This window comes from Streptomyces sp. NPDC029041 (assembly GCF_040637515.1).
Lineage (GTDB): Bacteria > Actinomycetota > Actinomycetes > Streptomycetales > Streptomycetaceae > Streptomyces.
Window position 1 is genome coordinate 150,554 of sequence record NZ_JBEZWO010000014.1, and the last position, 21,154, is coordinate 171,707.

Consider the following 21,154-nt stretch of genomic DNA (forward strand, 5'->3'; position numbering starts at 1 on the left):
CAGCCTCATTCTCCCACCGCCGGGCCTGCCTATCCTGGCCGGAAGCGTCTGCGCACCGTCCGCCCCGCACACCCCACACCCACGCCCGAGGAGCTCCCATGGCCACCGCCGCCCCGTCCGCAGCCTCCCGCATCGCCGTCGTCACGGGTGCGAGCAGCGGAATCGGCGCCGCCACGGCCCGGCAACTCGCCGCGGCGGGCTACCGCGTCGTCCTCACCGCGCGCCGCAAGGACCGCATCGAGGCCCTGGCCGAGGAGATCAACACGGCGGGCCACCAGGCCACGGCGTACGCCCTGGACGTCACGGACCGCGCGGCGGTCGACGAGTTCGCCACGGCGTTCAGGACGATCGGCGTGCTGGTCAACAACGCGGGCGGCGCGCTCGGCGCCGACCCGGTCGCCACCGGCGACCCGGACGACTGGCGCCGGATGTACGAGACGAACGTCCTCGGCACCCTCAACCTCACCCAGGCCCTGCTGCCCAAGCTGATCGCGAGCGGCGACGGCACGGTCGTGGTCGTCTCCTCCACCGCCGGACACGGCACCTACGAGGGCGGCGGGGGCTACGTCGCCGCCAAGCACGGCGCCCACGTCCTCGCCGAGACCCTGCGCCTGGAGATCGTCGGACAGCCGGTCCGCGTCATCGAGATCGCCCCCGGCATGGTCAAGACGGACGAGTTCGCCCTGACCCGCTTCGGCGGCGACGAGGAGAAGGCGGCCAAGGTCTACCAGGGCGTCGCCGAACCCCTCACGGCCGACGACGTGGCCGACACGATCACGTGGGCGGTCACTCGCCCCGCCCACGTCAACGTCGACCTCCTGGTCCTGCGCCCCCGAGCCCAGGCGTCGAACACGAAGGTGCACCGGGAGCTGTAGAGCCCGCTGGTCAGCCCTTCACGCAGACGACCTGCTTGATGCGCGCCACGACCTCCACCAGGTCCCGCTGCTGGTCGATGACCTGCTCGATCGGCTTGTAGGCGCCGGGGATCTCGTCCACGACACCGGAGTCCTTGCGGCACTCCACGCCCTGGGTCTGCTGCTCCAGGTCCTGCGTGGTGAACCGGCGCTTGGCCGCGTTGCGGCTCATGCGCCGGCCCGCGCCGTGCGAGGCCGAGTTGAAGGACTTGGCGTTGCCGAGGCCCTTCACGATGTACGAACCCGTGCCCATGGAGCCCGGGATGATCCCGTACTCGCCGGCACCGGCCCGGATCGCGCCCTTGCGGGTCACGAGCAGGTCCATCCCGTCGTAGCGCTCCTCTGCCACGTAGTTGTGGTGCGCGCTGATCTCCGGCTCGAAGGTGGGCTTGGCCTTCTTGAACTCCTTGCGGATCACGTCCTTCAGGAGCGCCATCATGATCGAGCGGTTGTGCTTGGCGTACTCCTGCGCCCAGAACAGGTCGTTGCGGTACGCCGCCATCTGCGGGGTGTCCGCGACGAACACCGCGAGGTCGCGGTCGACCAGGCCCTGGTTGTGCGGGAGTTTCTGGGCCACGCCGATGTGGTGCTCGGCCAGTTCCTTGCCGATGTTCCGGGAACCGGAGTGCAACATCAGCCAGACAGATCCGGTCGTATCCGTGCACACCTCGACAAAGTGGTTGCCTCCGCCGAGCGTTCCCATCTGCTTCGTGGCACGTTCCTGACGGAACTTGACCGCTTCCGCCACCCCGCCGAACCGCGACCAGAAGTCGTCCCACCCGGCGGTGGCCAGCCCGTGGAAGCGCCCCGGATCCACCGGGTCGTCATGCATCCCCCGGCCGACCGGAATCACCTGCTCGATCCTCGACCGCAGCCGGGACAGATCGCCCGGCAGGTCGTTCGCCGTCAGGGACGTCTTCACCGCCGACATCCCGCAGCCGATGTCCACGCCCACCGCCGCCGGACACACCGCGCCCTGCATGGCGATGACCGAGCCGACCGTCGCGCCCTTGCCGTAGTGCACGTCGGGCATGACGGCCAGACCCTTGATCCAGGGCAGGGTCGCGACGTTCCGGAGCTGCTGGAGTGCCGAGTCCTCGACCGAGGCCGGGTCGGTCCACATCCGGATCGGTACCTTCGCGCCCGGCATCTCTACGTACGACATAACACCCTCAATCCCCCGTAAACGAACAGAAGTCTCCAACAGCAAATACCGGAGCCAAGGTCGACGAAAAGGAAATCGGACCGGCGTCCACGGCAGTGCGTGCGATACACATTGTGTCCATCGCCCGCTGTACGGCGGCAAGCCAATATCCGTGTCGAGAGGAGCCACCACGTGCGACGGAAGGCGTGGGCACCCGGGATCGCCGCGCTCCTCACGGCGGTACTGGCCGGCTGCACCGGCGGCTCGGCCGAAGGCGGCCCGACGGACGACTCCAACCCCGGCGACACCGGCACGGCGTCGCCCGCCGCCGAGCCCGGCCGCTACCGGACCCTGCCGGATCCGTGCGCCGAGGTCAGCGAGAGCACGCTCGACGAACTGCTCCCCGGCATCCGGCAGATCGGCGACGAGGAACAGCGCGACAAGGCCTACGAGGGCGAGCCCACGACCACCTTCGACACCGACCGCAAGGTCGGCTGCCGCTGGAAGGTGGACTCCTCCGCGGCCACCGACCATCTGCTGATCGACTTCGAGCGGGTCGTCTCCTACGACAACGCCGTCAGCGACGACAACCAGGCCGAGCAGCTCTTCGCGGAGCGGGAGGCCGCCGCGCACCTGCCCGAGCCGACCACCACGCAGACGGCGGCCTCCGGCAGCACCCCGGCGGGCGGTGCGTCGGCGTCACCGAGCGGCTCCCCGGCCCCCTCCGGCTCCTCCTCGCCGTCGGCGCCCCCTTCCGCGACCCCGACCGATCTGCAGCCCCGGGTCCTGGAGGAGCTCGGCGACGAGGCCTTCCTCGACGACGGGCTGAACCGTTCCGGTTCGACGGCCGAGCAGCGGACCGTGACTGTGGCGTTCCGCACGTCCAACGTCATCGTGACCATCGAGTACGCGGAGCAGCCGGCGACCGTCGGTGTCGTCCCGGACAGCAAGGAAATGCAGGACAGGGCGCAGAAACTGGCCTCCCAGCTGGCGGAGTCGCTGGGCGGCTGAGGCCCCTTCACGGCCCCTTCACGCCCACCCGCAAAGGATGCGAAGGAAGAACACACCGCTGCCTCAGCGCGTACGGTGACCATTCGGACCCGTTCCGACCGCAGGGAACCACGAGCGTCATGAGTGAAGGAACCATGCAGCGACGAGCACAGCGAGTAGAGCGAGACCAGCGAGCGAAGCGCCGGGGCCGCGTCCTTGTCTGCGCGGCCGCCGTCCCCGTGGTGCTGGTCGCCGCCGGCTGCTCCTCGGACTCCGGCTCCGACGACAGCACGGACAAGGCCGCCAAGGCCGCGGCGTCGGCGTCCTCGAGCCCGTCACCGACGGTGCAGGCGGCGGCGTACGACAAGCTTCCGGAGCCGTGCAAGGTGCTCTCGAAGAAGACGCTGAAGGACCTCGTGCCGAAGGGTGTGTCCGGCAAGGAGGGCAAGTCGGACGACATCTCGACGCGCGCCAACTGCTCCTGGAACAGCCTCGACAACAACGGCGTGAAGGGTTCGCAGTTCCGCTGGCTGAACGTGTCGATGCTGCGCTTCGAGTCGGACGTCACCCGCGGCCCGGCCGACAAGCTGGCCCAGGAGTACTACGAGAAGCAGGTCCAGGAGGCCCAGGCCGCCGAGGGCGCGAAGGGTGTCGAGTCGGAGCCGGTGGCCGGTACGGGCGACCAGGCCACGGCCGTGCACTACGACCTGAAGAAGAAGGAAGGCACCTTCAAGCAGCAGACGATCGTGGCGCGCGTGGAGAACGTCGTGGTCACGCTCGACTACAACGGCGCCGGTCTGGCCGGTGACAAGACGCCGGACGAGGGCGACCTGCTGAAGGACGCGAAGAAGGCCGTCAAGGAGGCCGTGGAGGGGGTGTCGGCCGCGAACGGCAAGGGCGGCAGCGCTCCGTCCGGAGCGTCGTCCGAGTCGTCGAAGCCGTCGAAGTCGCCTTCGAAGTCGGCGTCCGCGGAGGCGTCGGACGAGCCCTCGAAGGACGCCTCGGCCTCGCCGTCCAAGAAGCCCGCGTCGAAGAGCTGAGCAGTTCCGACAGGAACCGGCCACCCGTTCCCCGCACACATGTGCCACCCTGTTGCGCGCAACAACACGCAAGGGGAGGGGATTACGGGTGGCCGCGCCACTGCAGCTGACTCGGATGCACCGCGTTCTCATCGGCGTGGTCGTGGCCGGTGCCGTGATCATCGCCGGTATCGGCTTCGCCGGTTCGTACGCGGCGGTCCGCGAGTTGGCCATCAAGAAGGGCTTCGGGAACTTCTCCTACGTCTTCCCGATCGGCATCGACGCGGGCATCTGCGTCCTGCTGGCCCTGGATCTGCTCCTCACCTGGATCAGGATCCCGTTCCCCCTCCTGCGTCAGACGGCCTGGCTGCTGACGGCGGCGACGATCGCCTTCAACGGCGCGGCCGCGTGGCCGGATCCGCTCGGTGTGGGCATGCACGCGGTGATCCCGGTGCTGTTCGTGGTCGCGGTCGAGGCGGCCCGGCACGCGATCGGCCGGATCGCCGACATCACGGCCGACAAGCACATGGAGGGCGTCCGCCTCACCCGTTGGCTCCTCTCCCCGGTCCCCACGTTCCTGCTGTGGCGCCGCATGAAGCTCTGGGAGCTGCGCTCCTACGACCAGGTCATCAAGCTGGAGCAGGAGCGGCTGGTCTACCAGGCACGGCTGCGGTCGCGGTTCGGGCGGGCGTGGCGCAGGAAGGCGCCGGTGGAGTCGCTGATGCCGCTGCGGCTGGCGAAGTACGGGGTGCCGTTGGCGGAGACGGCTCCGGCGGGGCTGGCGGCCGCGGGGATAGAGCCGGCCCTGATACCGCCGGCCCCGCAGCAGGCGCTGGACGCGGCGGAGCCGAAGACGCTCGCGGCGGACGCCGCCCTCGCCGCGGCCGGTCGTGCCGCCGGGGCGGCACAGGCGGGCGCCGCGGCACCCCGCGGCGGGCAGCGTCCGGAGCTCGACAGCAGCCCTCACCCGCAAGCGCCCGGCCAGGAAGCCGAACCCGACCAGAGCCCTTGGTTCAACACCCCCCGCGAGGTGGAGTACCAGGGCGGCTACGACCCGGCCTTCGACCCCGACCAGTACGCCCAGTGGATCGCCGAGCCCCCGCAGGCCGCACAGCATGTGGACCCGGTGCAGGAGCCCCTCTCCGCGGAGGACACCGGCAGCTTCCCCATCCCGGTCGGCCCGAACCGCACGCGCGAGCTGGGCGACGGCGGCGGCACAGCTCCCACCCCGGAGCCGGACGAGGAGGCGTACTACCAGATCTTCCGTGAGTCGATCAAGAGCGGGAACGGAGCGCCCACCCCGCGCGGGTTCATCGCCGACGTCGAGGCGACGTACGGCGTCACGCTGGAGGAGGCCGAGTCCAAGCGGATGGTGAACCGTTTTTCCAACCGCCTCAACGCAGAGCTGACGGACGAGCACATCGCATGACGAAGGGGCCCTGACACCAGGGCCCCTTCTCTTGCGACGGCGGTTACCGACCGAGCAGCGCCCGCACCCGGTCCTGCCCGACCGCGAGCAGCAGCGTCGGCAGCCGCGGCCCGGTGTCACGGCCCACCAGCAGGTGGTACAGCAGCGCGAAGAACGACCGCTGGGCGGTCTTGATCTCCGGCGGCAGCTCCTTCGGCGTGGCGTCGGCGGAGAACCCGGCCTGCACCTTCGGCACGCCGTACACCAGGTGCGTCAGCCCGTCGAGCGACCAGTGCTCGGCCAGCCCGTCGAGCAGCAGCCGCAGCGACTCGCGGCCCTGCTCGTCGAGCGACTTCAGCAGCTCGGCGTCCGGCTCGTCCCGCACGATCGTGCGCTGGTCGGCCGGGACGTGCGTGTTGATCCAGGCCTCGGCCTTGTCGTACCGCGGGCGGGCCTCGTCGAGGGAGGCCAGCGGCTGCTCGGGGTCGAGCTCGCTGAGGATGCGCAGCGCCTGGTCCTCGTGCCCGGCGGTGATGTCCGCGACGGACGCCAGCGTCCGGTACGGCAGCGGCCGGGACGTCCGGGGCAGCTCACCGCCGGCCGTGCGCACCGCACGGGAGTGCGCGGCGACGTCGGCCGGCAGGGCGCTGCCGTCGGCGACCTTGGCGTCCAGGCGGTCCCACTCGTCGTAGAGCCGCTGGATCTCCTGGTCGAAGGCGACCTTGAAGGACTGGTTGGGCCTGCGGCGCGCGTACAGCCAGCGCAGCAGCTGCGGCTCCATGATCTGCAGGGCGTCGGCCGGGGTGGGCACGCCGCCCTTCGAGGACGACATCTTCGCCATGCCGGAGATGCCGACGAAGGCGTACATCGGCCCGATCGGCTGCTTCCCGCCGAAGATGCCGACGATCTGCCCGCCGACCTGGAACGACGACCCCGGGGAGGAGTGGTCGACACCGGAGGGCTCGAAGATCACGCCCTCGTACGCCCACCGCATCGGCCAGTCGACCTTCCAGACCAGCTTGCCGCGGTTGAACTCGTTCAGCCGGACCGTCTCGGAGAAGCCGCACGCGGTGCAGGCGTACGTCAGCTCGGTGGAGTCGTCGTCGTAGGAGGTGACGGTGGTGAGGTCCTTCTCGCAGTTGCCGCAGTACGGCTTGTACGGGAAGTACCCGGCGGCGGTGGAACTGCCGTCGTCCTCGCCGGCCGCGCCGGAGCCCTCGGCGGCCTCCAGCTCGGCCTCGTCGACCGGCTTCTGCCCCTGCTGCTTCTTGGCGGGGGCCTTCTTCGTGCGGTACTGGTCGAGGATCGCGTCGATGTCGGCGCGGTGCCTGATGGCGTGCAGGATCTGCTCGCGGTACACGCCGGAGGTGTACTGCTCGGTCTGGCTGATGCCGTCGAACTCCACGCCCAGGTCGGCCAGCGACTCGATCATCGCGGCCTTGAAGTGCTCGGCCCAGTTCGGGTGCGAGGAGCCCTTGGGTGCCGGGACGGACGTCAGCGGCTTGCCGATGTGCTCGGCCCAGGCCTCCTCGTCGACCCCGGCGATGCCCTTGGGCACCTTGCGGTAGCGGTCGTAGTCGTCCCAGGAGATCAGGTGCCGCACCTGGTGGCCGCGGCGGCGGATCTCGTCGGCGACGAGGTGCGGGGTCATGACCTCGCGCAGGTTGCCGAGGTGGATGGGGCCGGACGGCGAGAGGCCGGACGCGACGACGACGGGTTTGCCCGGGGCCCGGCGCTCCGACTCCTCGATGACCTCATCCGCGAAACGGGAGACCCAGTCGGTGGTCTCGGTGCTCTGAGCCACGATCGGCACGTCCTTCTTTCTGCATCGGGCAGCCGGTACGGTCGCACGGCTGACCGCATCATTGTCCCAGACCGCTTCGCGCCCGGAAAAACGGCTTTACCCCCATGGGATACTGGCCGGGTCCATCGATTTCCCCTAGGAGAACGGCACCCTCGCCCATGGCCTCGGTCACGTCCCTCAGCGACTCCGTCCACCAGCGCCTCGCGGCGGCCCTGTCGGCAGCTCTGCCGCAGGCCGGCTCCGCGGACCCGCTGCTGCGACGAAGCGACCGGGCCGACTTCCAGGCCAACGGGATCCTGGCCCTCGCCAAGAAGGAGAAGGCCAACCCGCGCGAGCTGGCCACGCAGGTCGTCTCCCGGGTCGAGTCGGGTGAGCTGATCGAGGACGTCGAGGTCTCCGGCCCCGGCTTCCTGAACGTCACGATCACCGACCGGGCGATCACGGAGAACCTCGCCGCGCGGCACGCGGACGGCGAGCGTCTCGGCGTGCCGCTGAAGGAGAACGCGGGCATCACGGTCGTCGACTACGCCCAGCCGAACGTGGCGAAGGAGATGCACGTCGGCCACCTGCGCTCGGCGGTCATCGGCGACGCCCTGCGCGGCATGCTCGACTTCACCGGTGAGAAGACGATCGGCCGGCACCACATCGGCGACTGGGGCACCCAGTTCGGCATGCTCATCCAGTACCTCTTCGAGCACCCCGGCGAGCTGGCCCCCGCGGCCGACGTCGACGGCGAGCAGGCGATGAGCAACCTGAACCGGGTGTACAAGGCGTCGCGTGCGCTCTTCGACGCGGACGAGGAGTTCAAGGAGCGCGCCCGGGGGCGGGTCGTCGCCCTGCAGTCCGGTGACAAGGAGACGCTCGAGCTGTGGCAGCAGTTCGTGGACGAGTCGAAGGTCTACTTCTACTCCGTCTTCGAGAAGCTCGACATGGAGATCCGTGACGAGGAGATCGTCGGCGAGTCCGCCTACAACGAGGGCATGCCCGAGACCGCCCGCCTCCTGGAGGAGACGGGTGTCGCGGTGCGCTCCGAGGGCGCGCTCGTGGTGTTCTTCGACGAGATCCGCGGCAAGGACGACCAGCCGGTCCCGCTGATCGTGCAGAAGGCGGACGGCGGTTTCGGCTACGCGGCCTCCGACCTGACCGCGATCCGCAACCGCGTCTTCGACCTGCGGGCGACGACGTTGCTGTACGTCGTGGACGTACGCCAGTCGCTCCACTTCAAGATGGTCTTCGAGACGGCCCGCCGGGCCGGCTGGCTGGGCGAGCACGTCACCGCGCACAACATGGGCTACGGCACGGTGCTCGGCGCGGACGGCAAGCCGTTCAAGACGCGTGAGGGCGAGACCGTACGGCTGGAGGATCTGCTGGACGAGGCGGTGCAGCGGGCCGCCGAGGTCGTGCGGGAGAAGGCACAGGACCTCACCGAGGACGAGATCCAGGAACGGGCCGCGCAGGTCGGCATCGGTGCCGTGAAGTACGCGGACCTGTCGACGTCGCCGAACCGGGACTACAAGTTCGACCTGGACCAGATGGTGTCGCTGAACGGCGACACGTCCGTCTACCTCCAGTACGCCCACGCCCGGATCCAGTCGATCCTGCGCAAGGCCGGCGAGACGAAGCCGGTCGCGCGTCCGGAGCTCGCACTCGCCCCGGCGGAGCGGGCGCTCGGTCTGCACCTGGACACGTTCGGCGACACGGTCTTCGAAGCCGCCGCGGAGTACGCCCCGCACAAGCTGGCGGCGTACCTATACCAGCTGGCGTCGCTGTACACGGCGTTCTACGACAAGTGCCCGGTCCTCAAGGCCGAGACGCCCGCGCAGGTCGAGAACCGGCTGTTCCTCTGCGACATCACGGCCCGCACGCTCCGCCAGGGCATGAACCTGCTGGGCATCCGGGCACCCGAGCGCCTCTGAGCCAGGGCTCCGGCCGACGTCCCCGAGGGCGGCACTCCCTGGTGGAGTGCCGCCCTCGGGCGTTACGGGGCGGCGTGTGCCGTGCCACCTCGGTCCGGCGCCGCACCGGGTCAGCGCCGGGCCGTGCTGTTCGCGCCGTCCAGGGCCTCCCGGATGATGTCCGCGTGCCCGGCGTGCTGGGCGGTCTCCTTGATCAGGTGCAGCAGGATCCGGCGGACGGACCAGTGCCCGGGGTCCGGCGGGGACCAGGGTGTGCGCGGCAGCGGCACGCGCACGTCCAGGTCCGGCAGCCCTGCCACCGCCTCCTCGGCGGCCCGCGCGGCCGACTCGTAGCGCTCCAGCAGCGCCGGGAGGGTGTCGCTCCCGGCCATCCGGTACTGCGCCATGTCCAGCATGCCGTCGGGCAGTTCCCCGTCGGCCTTGGTCATGATCTGCGTCCACGTCTCCTGGCCCTGGGCCAGGTGCTTCAGGATGCCGCCGAGGGTCAGCTCGCTCACGGTCGTACGCTGCGCGGCCTGCGCGTCGGTGAGCCCCTGCACGGTGAGCAGCAGCAGGGCGCGCTGTTCCGCGAACGCCGCCAGCAGGTCCGTCTTCTCCGAGGAAGTGGTCATGCCCCGAACGGTAGGGCGCCGATAGGCCGGATTCTGTCCGCCATGACGGCCACGGGGCCGGTCGGGATGTCAGTGGCCCGCCCTAGAGTCACCGCCATGGCGACTCTTCCCAATCCCCTGCCGACGCTGGCGGCAGACCCGAGCGGCGGCTCGCTCGGCCTTCGGCTCCCCGCCGGGACGCTCCTCGACACCACCGACGAGGGCCCCTGGCACGAGCCGCTGCTGTGGTGCGCGGACGGACCGGCCCTTCCGGGCGGCTGGGCGGCACTGGAGCCGGCTCGCCGGGCGGGACTGCTGCCCCTCGTTCTGGAGACGGGGGACGGCCATGGCGGCCCGGGCCGCTGGGAGTTGATGCCCGGTGAGGTGTCCTACCCGGGGGACCACGACGCGGAGGAGGTGCTCGCCGAGCACTGGGAGGAGTACGCCGCACAGGGCGAGGCATGGCCCGGACCGGCCGGGCCTGGCGACCGGGGCCGGGACCCGGACGGCCTGGCCGCCGACGTCGCGGACGCCCTGCTCGGCGACGGCGGCCCGTTCAAGGAGCCCCGCCTCGCCCTGATCCCGGCCCGCCGCAGCGCGGACCTCCCGACGGCGATCGGCTGGACGGGCCCGGTGAACCACGAGGGCGACACGGCCCGGCTCAGCGCGGTGCTCCGCTCCTGGGAGGACCGCTTCGGCATACGCGTCGTAGGCCTCGGATTCGATCACCTGCTGGTGTCCGTGGCGAGCCCGCCCACGACCCCGGCCGCCGCGCTGGCCGTCGCCGCCGAGCACTTCGCGTTCTGCCCCGGCAACATCCGCCAAGGCACGGACCCGACCCTCCGGGACTACGCCGATCACCAGGTCCTCAACCAGCGGACGTGGCACTTCTGGTGGGACTGAGCCCCTCCCCCAGCCGGCGCAGCCCCTCCCCGATCTCCTCGGGCGTCGGCGTCACGAAGCACAGCCGCAGGGTCCTCCGGTCGGGCGGGCCGGCGTAGAAGGGCGCGCCGGGGACGTAGGCCACGTCGTGCCGGACCACCTGCGGCAGCAGGGCCGTCGTGTCGTACGGCTCCGGCAGGCGCGCCCAGAGGAACATGCCGCCCTCGGGCCGGTTCCAGACCGAGCCCGGCGGCAGCGCCCCGGCCAGTCCGCAGAGCATCGCGTCGCGGCGTTCGCGGTACACGCCGGCGACGCGGGCGACATGGGTGTCGAGGTCGTGGTCGGCGAGGTAGCGGGCCGCGGCGAGTTGGTTGACGGTCGGGGTGTGCAGGTCGGCGGCCTGCTTGGCGACGGCACAGGCCCGCCTCAGCTCCCCGGGCGCCCGCAGCCAGCCCAGCCGCAGCCCGGGCGCCATGACCTTGGAGAAGCTGCCGAGCAGCACGGTCCGGTCCTCGGCGCCCGGGTGGGCGGCGATCCACGGCACGCGCTCACCGTCGTAGCGCAGCTCGCCGTAGGGGTCGTCCTCGAGAATCCACAGGCCGCGCCGTGCGGCGACGGCGGCCACGGCGGCGCGGCGTTCGGCGGGCAGGGTCCGGCCGGTGGGGTTCTGGAAGGTGGGCACGGTGTAGAGCAGCTTGGGCCGCTCCCGCACGACGAGTTCCTCCAGGGCCCCCGGGTCGACGCCGTGTTCGTCGCCGGGCACGGCCACGATCCGTGCCCCGGCGAAGCCGAAGGCCTGAAGCGCCGCCAGATAGCAGGGGTTCTCGACGAGGACGGTGTCGCCGGGTTCGAGGAGGGCGGTGGCCAGGAGCGAAAGGGCCTGCTGGGAGCCGGTGGTGACGAGCAGGTCGTCGGGGCCGGTCGGCAGACCGCGCGCGGTGGTGCGGGCGGCGAGCGCGTCCCGCAGCGCGGGTTCGCCCTCGGTGGTGGAGTACTGCAACGCCCGCGCGGGCGCCTCGGCGAGCACCGCCTCGTACGCGGCGGCGATGCCGTGGGCGTCGAACAGCTCCGGTGCCGGGAGCCCGCCCGCGAAGTTGATCACCTCGGGGCGGGCGGTGACGGCGAGGATGTCGCGTACGGGAGAGCCGCCGACGGCCTGCGCCCGCGCGGCCAGGGGCGGCACCGGAGAGTGGGTGGGCAGGGGTTCGGCGACGGTCATGAGACGGCTCCTTCGGCTGCGGTGACGCCCGGTGCCCCGCAGCCTAGAGAAGTACGTGCCGTCTACAAGCAGGTTTCCGGGATCCGGACGCCCCGCCGGTCACACGGCGCACCAGGGCTCACCCCTTCGCGCCGATCGCCGCGTACACGTTGATGTCCGCGTCCGTGACGTCGTTGATGTCGCGGTACCGCACCTTCTCGATCTCCTCCAGCCCGGCGAGGAAGGACTCCTCCGGCTGCTCGGGGACGGGGGCGGCGTGGTCGGGCCGCCAGCGGTGTGCGGGGACGACCCCCGGGTCGGCGATCTCCAGCCGGCTCTCGGTGAAGAACCGCTCGACGTCGGCCCGGGAGCGCAGCACGAAGGTGAAGCCGCGTTCGGTGTAGGTGCGTTGGACCGCGCGGATGTTCTCGGGGTTGAGGTCGTCGGTGAGGTGGCTCAGCACCAGCCGGCTGCCGGCGGGCAGTTCGTCGAGCAGCCCGCTCACCAGCGGGTAGGCCTCCTCGTCGGCGACGAAGTGCAAAATCGCGACCAGGCAGAGCGCGACCGGCTGGTCGAAGTCCAGGGTCTTCGCGGCCTGTTCGAGGATGCGGCCCGGGTCGCGGAGGTCGGCGTCGATGTAGTCCGTGCGTCCCTCGGGGCCGCTGGTGAGCAGGGCGCGCGCGTGCGCGAGCACCACGGGATCGTTGTCGACGTACACGACCCGCGACTCGGGTGTGATGCGCTGGGCGATCTGGTGGACGTTCTCGGCGGTGGGCAGCCCGGTCCCGATGTCGAGGAACTGCCGGATGCCGTCCTGCTCCACGAGCGTGGTCACCGCGCGACGGAGGAAGTCGCGGTTGTGCCGGACGTCGAGGTACCCGCGCGGGTTGGCGGCCAGCGCGGCGGCGGCAGCGTCCCGGTCGGCGGGGTAGTGGTCCTTGCCGCCGAGGAAGACGTCGTAGACCCGTGCCGGGTGCGCCTTGCTGCTGTCGATCCTCCTCTGCAGCTCGGCGGGATCCTGGCTGAGGGCGTCACCGGACATGGACGTCTCCCTGAGAAGTGTGTAGTTCAATCACCAACCACTACGACGGTCAACAACCTAACGGTTCAACTGATTTGATGGTGCCCGTGCAGAAAGACAGCCGACCGACGACGACCCTCTGGCGCCCCACCGGACCCAAGGAACTGGACCTGGTCCGGGACCTCGGCTGGCGCGCCTGGCCGCCCCGGCTCCCCGAGCAGCCGATCTTCTACCCGGTCCTCAACGAGGACTACGCCATCAAGATCGCCCGCGACTGGAACGTGAAGCACGACGGCGCCGGTTACGTCACCCGGTTCGAGGTCGACACCGAGTTCCTGACCCGCTACCCGGTCCAGCAGGCCGGCGGCCGCACCATCGTGGAGCTGTGGGTCCCGGCGGAGGAACTCGACGAGTTCAACGCCCACATCGTCGGGAGGATCGAGCTGGTCCACGAGTTCCACTGAGCCGCCCTCGCGGCACTACTGCGTGGTCCCCTCCTCGACCCACTTCTCGCCGCCCAGCGGGAACTCGTAGGCCGGACGCCCGTTGTTGCCGCTCGTACGGAAGGGCCGGCCGTGGTCGTCCACGGTCAGCGTGCCCGTCCTGCCCCCGCTGGACCAGTGCAGCTCCAGGTACCAGCTGACGTCGTACGCGGAGGCGTCGGCCCGTATGTAGTACATCTCGGGGTCGGACTCACTCACCTTGAAGGGGAAGTCCGCGTGCCCCGCCTCCGGCACGACCCCGGGGCGGACGGCGTCGAGGGCGACCGTGAAGGACCTGGTCGGCACGCCACCGCCGCAGCCGACGCCCGGATACCCCATGGCGTAGTCGTTCCACGCGAGCGGCGCCCGCTTGCCGGCCATCCGGACCGTCAGCCCCTTGACGACCACGGTCTCCTTGCCCTTCCCCTGCACCGTCAGCCTCAGGAGCTGCTCCCCGGACGGCACGGCCCCCATCGCCGCCACCCAGCCGGGCGCGCTCGGCTCCGGCGGCGGCGGCTTGACCCGCCCCGGCGGCAGATTCACCAGATAGCGCTGGGAACAGGGACTCTCCCAGAGGTGCGGCTCCGTGGTCACGGTGAGAGGCGCCGCGGCGGGGGCGGCGTCACGGCCGGGGCGGCCGGTCCCGCCGGTGGCGGAGTTCGGGGCGGCAGGCACCGAGGCGCCCGGCTCCTTCTTCCTCCCGTCCTTGCCGTTGCCCTCGCCTTCGTCACTGACCTTGTCCTTGTCTCCGTCCGTGTCCTTGCCTCCGTCCTTGTCCTGGTCGTGGCCGCCCGCGGACGACGAACCGGCGGACGGCGGCACGGAGGCCGCCGCGCCGTCCCCTTCCACCCCGCCACCACTGCCGGTGGCCACCGCCGTTCCGCGCCGCCCCGCGTCACCCGGACCTTCCGGTGGGACGGCCACGGCGAGACCGACCCCTCCGAGGGCCACGGCCACGGCGAGACCGCCGAGGAGGGCACGACGGGGGCGTCGGCGCACGGGGACCTCCGGCGCGGGCGGACCGGCGTCGACGGGCCCGGCCGCGTCCGGCGCGAGAGGGCCGGGCCCTGCGGAGGCCTCCTCCGACCGTCCGCCTCCCGTACCGCCGCTCCCCTTGGCACCACCCCCCGTGCCGCCGCTGCCCTTGCGCGCCCGCCCGGCGTCCGCCAGCACCCACCGCCGGTGCAGCTCGACCAGTTCCGCGGGCGACGCCTTGCACAGCCGGGCGAGCCGCTCCACCGGCGCGTAATCGGCCGGCACGGCATCCCCGTTGCAGTACCGGTGCAGCGTCGACGTGCTCATGTGGAGCCGCTTGGCGAGCACCCCGTAGCTCAGCCCCGAGCGCTCCTTCAACTCCCCCAGCAGTGCGGCGAATTCCGCCGCGGTCGTGCCCTCCGACACTGCCCCTCCATGCCCCGTGTCCCGTTCCCCCGTTCCAGGGAATGACCGTTCTCCCTGGTCAGAGCATGTGCGGGCGTTCCAGCGTCCCTGATCTCCCGCCTGGTCTGGCGGCCGGGACGGATCACCGCACAAGCTCTGGTCATCCAAGCACGCCGCTCCGGGCCCACCGGCAGCGCGACCCACCCGGGCCTGCTTCTCCACCGCCTTTGTCCGAAAGGAAACGCAAGCATGCGCAAGTACCGCGCCCTCCCCGTCGCCCTCCTGGCCGCCCTCACCCTGGCGGCATGCCAGAACGGCACGGGCACGAAGGACGAGGGAGCCGCCCACCCCGAGCCGGCCTCGGCGACCGTCACGGCGACACAGCCGGCCGAAAGCGGGAGCAGCGGGCACGACGAGGACGGCGCCGCCGGTACCAGCGGCGCGACGGACACACGGGCGACGGGCGCACAGGCCACGCAGGCCGGCCGGAAGAGCGCGAAGGGCGCCACGGCGGCCCGTGTCCTGTGCAACGGCTCCAACACCACCGTCACCGCCCAGCCGGTCCGCCGCCCCCTCAACCACATGCTGCTCACGGTGAAGAACACCGGCTCGAAGACGTGCGACCTGACCTACTACCCGACGCTGCGCTTCGACGAGATGCAGTGGGCGCCGCGGCCGATGGAGGAGTCACAGCCGCAGGCGGTGGTGACTCTGACCCCGGGCGAGTCCGGCTACGCGGGTGTCTTGCTGTCGGCGGCCGACGGCAGCGGCGAGGGGGGCACCACCGGCCACCGGCTCACGGTCGGCTTCCAGGGCCGCACGCCCAACAGCGACGGCGGCCCCTCGGCGGTCCCGGCCCTGCCGGCCAAGGGCGTGTACTACGACAGCACGCTCGCGGTCACCTACTGGCTGCGCGACAGGGACGACGCGCTGACCTACTGAGCGCCGCTCTACCGGTCCTTGAGCTTCTGGGCCACTTCGGTGGCCCAGTAGGTGAGGATGCTGCGCGCGCCGGCCCGGCGGATACCGGTCAGGGCCTCCATGATCGCCCGGTCCCGGTCGATCCAGCCCTTCTCGGCGGCGGCCTCGATCATCGAGTACTCGCCGGAGATCTGGTAGGCGGCGACCGGCACGTCCACCGCGTCCGCGACCCGGGCGAGGATGTCCAGGTAGGGCCCGGCCGGCTTGACCATCACCATGTCGGCGCCCTCCTCCAGGTCGAGGGCGAGCTCGCGCAGCGACTCACGCACGTTCGCGGGGTCCTGCTGGTACGTCTTCCGGTCCCCTCGCAGGGACGAGCCGACGGCCTCCCGGAAGGGCCCGTAGAAGGCCGAGGCGTACTTCACGGTGTAGGCGAGGATCGCGACGTCCTCGCGCCCGATCTGGTCGAGGGCGTCGCGGACGACCCCGATCTGCCCGTCCATCATCCCGCTGGGCCCGACGACATGGGCGCCGGCGTCCGCCTGCACCTGGGCCATCTCGGCGTACCGCTCCAGGGTGGCGTCGTTGTCGACCCGCCCCTGCTCGTCGAGCACGCCGCAGTGCCCGTGGTCGGTGGTCTCGTCGAGGCACAGGTCGGACATGACGAGCAGGTCGTCGCCGACCTCGGCCCGCACGTCCCGCAGGGCGACCTGGAGGATGCCGTCCGGGTCGGTCCCCGGCGTCCCGAGCGCGTCCTTCTTCGACTCCTCCGGCACGCCGAACAGCATGATCCCGGAGATCCCCGCCGCGACCGCCTCCGCGGCGGCCTTCTTCAGACTGTCCCGGGTGTGCTGCACGACCCCCGGCATGGCGCCGATCGGCACGGGCTCGCTGACGCCCTCCCGCACGAAGGCCGGGAGAATGAGATCGGCGGGGTGCAGCCGGGTCTCGGCGACCATCCGACGCATCACGGGGCTGGTCCGCAACCGCCGCGGCCGAGTACCGGGAAAAGATCCGTACGTCGTCATGCCCTCTACGCTACGCCCGCCCCGAACCCCCCGATGCCGACGCCTTGTCGGCCCCGGGCGAGCACGCACACCGCCCCGCGATGCGCCCGGGACCCCCCAGGTCCATCCTGAAACAACAAGGACCCCGACGGCCCCCACACCGCCGCCGTCCCTCCGTACGCCCCCACGGAGGACGCGATGACCGCCACCCACCACACCCCCGGCCTCTTCGCCCTCTCGGAGATCAACGGCCCGGTCCTGCGCCCCGGCGACCCCGCCTACGCCGACGAGGTCACCGGCTTCAACCTGGCCGCCCTCCACACCCCGGACGTCGTCGTGGGAGCCACCGGCCCCGACGACGTCGTCACCGCCATGCGCTGGGCGAAAGCCACCCACACCCCCGTAGCCGTCCAGGCCACCGGCCACGGCGCCAACTTCCCGATCGAACACGGCCTGCTGATCAGCACGGCCCGTATGACGGACGTCGACGTGGACCCCACCACCCGCACCGCCACCATCGCCGCGGGCGCCAAGTGGAGCCACGTCATGGCCGCGGCCGCCCCCCACGGCCTGGCGGGCCTGTGCGGCACCTCCACGGACGCGGGCGTCGTCGGCTACACCCTGGGCGGCGGGCTCCCGGTCCTCGGCAGGGCCTACGGATTCGCCGCCGACCTGGTCCGCTCCTTCCAGGTCGTCACCCCCGACGGGCACCTGCGCGAGGCGGACCCCCAGCACGAACCGGAACTGTTCTGGGCGCTGCGCGGCGGCAAGGGCAACGTAGGCATCGTCACCTCGCTCGTCACCGAACTGCTGCCGTTGCCCCGCCTCTACGGCGGCGGCCTGTACTGCCACGCCGAGCACGCCCGGGCCCTGCTGCGCGCCTGGCTGGACTGGACCCGCACCGTCCCCGACGCGATGTGCAGCATGTTCTCGGTCCTGCGCCTGCCTCCGATCCCCCAGATCCCCGAGCCGCTGCGCGGCGGCTTCTGGGCCCGGGTCGCGTTCGCCTGGCCGGGCGACACGGCCGAGGGGGAGGCCCTGTTCGCGCCCCTGCGGGAAGCCGCACCCGTGGCCGTCGACCTGGTCGAGGAGATGGACTACGCGGCCCTGGACCGCATCCACATGGAACCGCAGGACCCGCTCCCGGCACGGGAGTGCTGCATGCTCCTGCGGGACCTGCCGCCCGAGGCCGTGGACACGTTCCTGGAGCAGGTCGGTCCCACGGCCGGCGTCGAGCACCCGCTGCTGGTCGCCTCATTGCGGCACATGGGCGGCGCGCTGGCCCGCCCGTCGGCCGTCGAGGACGCCGTCTGCGCCCGCGACGCCCGCTACTTCATGGAGTCGGTCGGCATCATGCCGGCCCCACCCGTCGCCGAGGCCGTCGAACAGGCGACGCGCCGCCTGTACGGCGCCATGGCCCCGTACGGCACGGGCCGCACCATGGTCAACATCCACGGCACGCCGGGCGACGACCGGGACCGCGCCCGCGCCTGGACCCCGGAGGTCTACACACGCCTACGCCACGACAAGGCCGTCTACGACCCGGACAACCTGCTGCGCTACGGCCACGCGGTGACACCCGCGTAGGCGCCGGCCGGTTTCAAGCAGCGCAAGGGGCGCCGAGTGCTGTCGGCGGCTCCGATCCGGACCGGCAGTCGCGGCACCGACCGGCGTGCGGGGCGCGGAAGGCGCGTTCGCAACCGTCGCACGTCTGGAAGGGGTGGGGGCTGCGGACCGTTCCCGTGTGCGTGGACGCGACCGGAGGGCTCGCGGGCAGAGGCGGCGGCAGCAGGTGCTCAAGGCGGTGGGCGAGCACACCGGCGGGGTGCCGCATGTCATCGGGGAGGTCGGCGGTCAGGACGCGGTGGACGACGGCGGCCGTGGCACCGCCGTCGAACCAGGCCGCGACAGCGGGAGCGAGCCGCTCGACCTGCCGCCGGGAGAGGGTGAGACGGTCATCGGTGCGGCGCAGGCCGGCGAGCAGGGCGAGGGCCTTGCGTGGTGCCGGCCGGGGGCCGTGTGCTCGGAGCCGCACGTCTCCGGCGGGGTGGGTGACGCTTGATGGTCGGGCGGTCCCCCGCCGAGTGAGGGCGCGTCCGGCGGGTCGGAGGCCTGGTCGCCTTCTTGGGGTGTTTCCGGGGTCTGCGTACCGGCCACGGGACCTTGGGAGGTACGGGCGTCGACATGGGCAGCGGGAGCGTGGTGGGCGTACGTCCGCGTGTACAGGCGGCCCGCTTCCGTGCGCTCCCGCACCCGCTCCAGATAGCCGCGCGCCTCCAGCTCCCGCAGGGCGAAGGCGATCCGGTCCCGCCCCTCTGGGAAGCGCTCGGCGAGGCTGCGGATGTCGACCGGGGCGCCCTCCGGCAGCGACAGGATGTGAGTGGCCAGCCCGATGACGGTCAGCGACAGCTCTCGGTGCTGGGCGAGGTGGTTGCCGACGATCGTGTACCGGTCGGGTTGGTACGCCCGTACGTGGGTGACACCGGAGTGGGTGGTGGTCTGCCGAAGGTCCTGCTTCGGGCGCGCGGCAGCGTTAGGCTTCTTCTCAGCCATGGGGAAGGGTCCGACTTCCTCGTTGGTCAGGCCCTCGCACCGGGATTGCAGTCCCGGCGGGGGCCGATGCATGTGTGGGGTCGTGGTGTTGCCTGGGGCGAGACTGCACGTCCCGGCGGCCACCGCGCCACTCGCACCCACCGGTTTCACCCGCCCGTGTGACGTAGGCGGGTTTGGTTGGTTGGGTGGGTTTTTTCCCCGGGTTCTTTGGTCTTTTACCGCCCGCAGCCCCGGCCCGCACCGCACCGGTCCACGTGCTTCCAGGCTCCGGTAGGGGCATCGGTGGCACGTCAGCCGCGCGTACCGAGATCGAGTTCGGCCCACACGGTCTTGCACGGCACCGGCCCTGTTCGCACACCCCAGCGGTCGGCCAGCGCCTCGACCAGGACCAGACCATGACCGGCCTCGCTGGGCTCTGCGTCTGCGGTCGCCCGTGCCTGCGCGGGCGGTTGCTCGCCCCGGGCATCGGTGACCTCGATACGGAGGGTGGCAGCCGCTGTGACGATGAGGCCGAGCCGGAAACTCCGCCCGGGGACACGGCCGTGCACGGCGGCGTTCGAGGCGAGCTCGGCGACGATCAGCCGGGCCGGGTCGAAGGGCAGTTCCCAGGAGCGCAGTTGCTCGGTGGCGAGCAGACGGGCGAGACGCGCGCCCCGGCGGGTGGCGGAGAGCGGCACGGTGAACTGGTGGAGCGGGGTCCGCCGTGCGGTGATTTCTTGATTCACATCACTCAGAGTGTTCATGCGTGCGTACGCTGTGAAGAGAGATGGCCCGTGCGGCCGACGGCTGTCCGTGAGGTGTCCGGTTTCTGTCCGGGCTGCCCGGGATGACTGGGCGCGGGCGGCCGAAGTTGGTCCGGGGAAGGGCACGCGACGGGAGGGCGGCGCGCATGAGCGAGTGGGAAGCGGGGCTTGACGACGAGGCCGGGGCCGTGATGCGGGCGGTGGTGCGGCAGTTGAAGCTGTGGCGGGAGGCGGCCGGCCTCACGCAGGCGGAGTTCGGGGCGGCGATCGGGTACGGGGAGGAGCTGGTCTCGTCCGTGGAGCGAGGTCGGCGGATTCCGCGGCCGGAGTACCTGGATGCGGCGGACGAGGTACTGAGTGCGGGCGGCCGGATCGCGGCCCTGAAGCAGGACGTGGCGGAGGTCCGGTACCCCAAGAAGGTGCGGGACTTGAAGAAGCTGGAGGCGGAGGCCACAGAGCTGTGCGCCTACAACAACTCTGTCGTCCATGGATTGCTGCAGACCGAGGAGTATGCACGGGCAGTGCTCAGCGCCCGCCGCCCGCCCTTCACCGCCGACCAGTTGGAACAGCAGGTGTCGGCCCGCGTGGCCCGGCAGGAGATCGTCAGCGACACGACAGCTCAGGCCGTCTTCAGTTTTGTCCAATGCGAGTCGACGCTTCGTCGGCCCATCGGGGGCAAGATGGTGATGCGCGGGCAACTCGAACGGCTGCTGGAAGTCTGCGCGTTCCGCAACGTCGACCTTCAGGTACTGCCTCTGAGCCGCGAGGAGAACTCAGGGCTCGACGGCTCGTTCAGGTTGCTCAGGCTCAGGGACGGCACCACGGTCGGTCATGTCGAGGTGGCGCACATCAGTCGCGTGATCGCGGAGCCGAAAGAGGTGCAGCTCCTGGAAATCCAGTATGGAATCATCCGGGCACAGGCTCTCAGCCCACGGGAGTCGATGGCCCTCATCGAGAAAGTGCTTGGAGAGACATGAAGCTGGAGTGGATAAAGAGCAGTTACAGCACGTCCAGCGGTCCCGACTGTGTTGAGGTGGCCACCCCGGACAAGAGTCACGTCTTCGTCCGCGACTCCAAGAACCCCGCAGGCCCTCGCCTCGACCTCACCTCAGCCGCTTGGTCGGCCTTCCTGCCGTACGCCTCCGGGCGCTGACAGAACGAATACCGTCGGCCCGCACCCGA

Annotated in this window: 20 protein-coding genes; 11 read left to right on the forward strand and 9 right to left on the reverse strand. The window is 71.2% G+C overall.

Annotated elements, in window-relative coordinates; translation table 11 throughout:
* Positions 1-98: 98 nt before the first annotated feature.
* Positions 99-875, forward strand: coding sequence for an SDR family NAD(P)-dependent oxidoreductase (locus AB0F04_RS31210; protein ID WP_362047571.1), 777 nt, complete (start codon positions 99-101; stop codon positions 873-875).
* A gap of 10 nt (positions 876-885) precedes the next feature.
* Here the strand turns inward: AB0F04_RS31210 and AB0F04_RS31215 are convergent, their stop codons facing one another.
* Positions 886-2,079 carry an RtcB family protein gene (locus AB0F04_RS31215; protein ID WP_362047574.1) on the reverse strand — a complete coding sequence of 398 codons (1,194 nt, stop codon included), beginning with the start codon at positions 2,077-2,079 and terminating at the stop codon, positions 886-888.
* A gap of 171 nt (positions 2,080-2,250) precedes the next feature.
* On the opposite strand from AB0F04_RS31215, the gene AB0F04_RS31220 reads away from it, so the two are divergent.
* From AB0F04_RS31220 to AB0F04_RS31230, 3 genes are all read left to right on the forward strand, one after another.
* Positions 2,251-3,069, forward strand: a complete 819-nt coding sequence (locus AB0F04_RS31220) for a DUF3558 domain-containing protein (protein WP_362047577.1) — start codon at positions 2,251-2,253, stop codon at positions 3,067-3,069.
* A gap of 119 nt (positions 3,070-3,188) precedes the next feature.
* On the forward strand, positions 3,189-4,088 hold the full coding sequence (locus tag AB0F04_RS31225; protein ID WP_362047580.1) for a DUF3558 family protein: 900 nt from the start codon (positions 3,189-3,191) through the stop codon (positions 4,086-4,088).
* Between the two features lie 88 nt (positions 4,089-4,176).
* Positions 4,177-5,496, forward strand: a complete 1,320-nt coding sequence (locus AB0F04_RS31230) for a DUF2637 domain-containing protein (protein ID WP_362047583.1) — start codon at positions 4,177-4,179, stop codon at positions 5,494-5,496.
* Positions 5,497-5,539: 43 nt separating this feature from the next.
* On the opposite strand, the gene lysS is transcribed toward AB0F04_RS31230, so the two are convergent.
* Positions 5,540-7,288, reverse strand: a complete 1,749-nt coding sequence (lysS, locus tag AB0F04_RS31235; RefSeq protein WP_362047586.1) for a lysine--tRNA ligase — start codon at positions 7,286-7,288, stop codon at positions 5,540-5,542.
* A 149-nt stretch (positions 7,289-7,437) separates the two neighbouring features.
* Between lysS and argS the strand changes: the two genes are divergently transcribed.
* Complete coding sequence (gene argS, locus AB0F04_RS31240; protein ID WP_362047589.1) at positions 7,438-9,195, forward strand: arginine--tRNA ligase; 1,758 nt, start codon at positions 7,438-7,440, stop codon at positions 9,193-9,195.
* Between the two features lie 110 nt (positions 9,196-9,305).
* On the opposite strand, the gene AB0F04_RS31245 is transcribed toward argS, so the two are convergent.
* On the reverse strand, positions 9,306-9,806 hold the full coding sequence (locus tag AB0F04_RS31245) for a DinB family protein (protein ID WP_362047592.1): 501 nt from the start codon (positions 9,804-9,806) through the stop codon (positions 9,306-9,308).
* A gap of 96 nt (positions 9,807-9,902) precedes the next feature.
* Between AB0F04_RS31245 and AB0F04_RS31250 the strand changes: the two genes are divergently transcribed.
* The gene (locus AB0F04_RS31250) at positions 9,903-10,688 is read left to right on the forward strand and encodes a DUF4253 domain-containing protein (protein ID WP_362047595.1); all 786 of its coding nucleotides are present in this window, start codon (positions 9,903-9,905) and stop codon (positions 10,686-10,688) included.
* Here AB0F04_RS31250 and AB0F04_RS31255 read toward each other — a convergent pair.
* Both AB0F04_RS31255 and AB0F04_RS31260 read right to left on the reverse strand, forming a co-directional pair.
* A complete protein-coding gene (locus tag AB0F04_RS31255; RefSeq protein WP_362047598.1) occupies positions 10,654-11,886 on the reverse strand; it encodes a PLP-dependent aminotransferase family protein in 1,233 nt (410 codons plus the stop codon). The genes AB0F04_RS31250 and AB0F04_RS31255 overlap by 35 nt on opposite strands.
* A 118-nt stretch (positions 11,887-12,004) precedes the next feature.
* The gene (locus AB0F04_RS31260) at positions 12,005-12,907 is read right to left on the reverse strand and encodes an SAM-dependent methyltransferase (RefSeq protein ID WP_362047601.1); all 903 of its coding nucleotides are present in this window, start codon (positions 12,905-12,907) and stop codon (positions 12,005-12,007) included.
* Between the two features lie 77 nt (positions 12,908-12,984).
* On the opposite strand from AB0F04_RS31260, the gene AB0F04_RS31265 reads away from it, so the two are divergent.
* Positions 12,985-13,350, forward strand: coding sequence for a hypothetical protein (locus tag AB0F04_RS31265; protein WP_362047604.1), 366 nt, complete (start codon positions 12,985-12,987; stop codon positions 13,348-13,350).
* A gap of 15 nt (positions 13,351-13,365) precedes the next feature.
* Here the strand turns inward: AB0F04_RS31265 and AB0F04_RS31270 are convergent, their stop codons facing one another.
* Positions 13,366-14,769, reverse strand: coding sequence for a helix-turn-helix transcriptional regulator (locus AB0F04_RS31270; RefSeq protein ID WP_362047607.1), 1,404 nt, complete (start codon positions 14,767-14,769; stop codon positions 13,366-13,368).
* A 228-nt stretch (positions 14,770-14,997) separates the two neighbouring features.
* On the opposite strand from AB0F04_RS31270, the gene AB0F04_RS31275 reads away from it, so the two are divergent.
* Positions 14,998-15,690 carry a DUF4232 domain-containing protein gene (locus AB0F04_RS31275; RefSeq protein ID WP_362047610.1) on the forward strand — a complete coding sequence of 231 codons (693 nt, stop codon included), beginning with the start codon at positions 14,998-15,000 and terminating at the stop codon, positions 15,688-15,690.
* An 8-nt stretch (positions 15,691-15,698) separates the two neighbouring features.
* Here AB0F04_RS31275 and hemB read toward each other — a convergent pair whose 3' ends face one another.
* Entirely contained in the window at positions 15,699-16,697 is a 999-nt protein-coding gene (gene hemB, locus AB0F04_RS31280) for a porphobilinogen synthase (RefSeq protein WP_362047613.1), read from the reverse strand.
* A gap of 177 nt (positions 16,698-16,874) precedes the next feature.
* On the opposite strand from hemB, the gene AB0F04_RS31285 reads away from it, so the two are divergent.
* On the forward strand, positions 16,875-18,263 hold the full coding sequence (locus AB0F04_RS31285) for an FAD-binding oxidoreductase (protein ID WP_362047616.1): 1,389 nt from the start codon (positions 16,875-16,877) through the stop codon (positions 18,261-18,263).
* 267 nt (positions 18,264-18,530) lie between these two features.
* Here AB0F04_RS31285 and AB0F04_RS31290 read toward each other — a convergent pair whose 3' ends face one another.
* Both AB0F04_RS31290 and AB0F04_RS31295 read right to left on the reverse strand, forming a co-directional pair.
* Positions 18,531-19,229 carry a hypothetical protein gene (locus tag AB0F04_RS31290; protein WP_362047619.1) on the reverse strand — a complete coding sequence of 233 codons (699 nt, stop codon included), beginning with the start codon at positions 19,227-19,229 and terminating at the stop codon, positions 18,531-18,533.
* A gap of 290 nt (positions 19,230-19,519) precedes the next feature.
* Complete coding sequence (locus tag AB0F04_RS31295) at positions 19,520-19,972, reverse strand: ATP-binding protein (RefSeq protein ID WP_362047622.1); 453 nt, start codon at positions 19,970-19,972, stop codon at positions 19,520-19,522.
* Between the two features lie 146 nt (positions 19,973-20,118).
* Between AB0F04_RS31295 and AB0F04_RS31300 the strand changes: the two genes are divergently transcribed.
* Together AB0F04_RS31300 and AB0F04_RS31305 are read left to right on the forward strand one after the other, a co-directional pair.
* Positions 20,119-20,949, forward strand: coding sequence for a helix-turn-helix transcriptional regulator (locus AB0F04_RS31300; protein WP_362047624.1), 831 nt, complete (start codon positions 20,119-20,121; stop codon positions 20,947-20,949).
* The gene (locus AB0F04_RS31305) at positions 20,946-21,125 is read left to right on the forward strand and encodes a DUF397 domain-containing protein (protein WP_362047627.1); all 180 of its coding nucleotides are present in this window, start codon (positions 20,946-20,948) and stop codon (positions 21,123-21,125) included. Before AB0F04_RS31300 ends, AB0F04_RS31305 begins: the two co-directional genes overlap by 4 nt.
* Positions 21,126-21,154 lie beyond the last annotated feature (29 nt).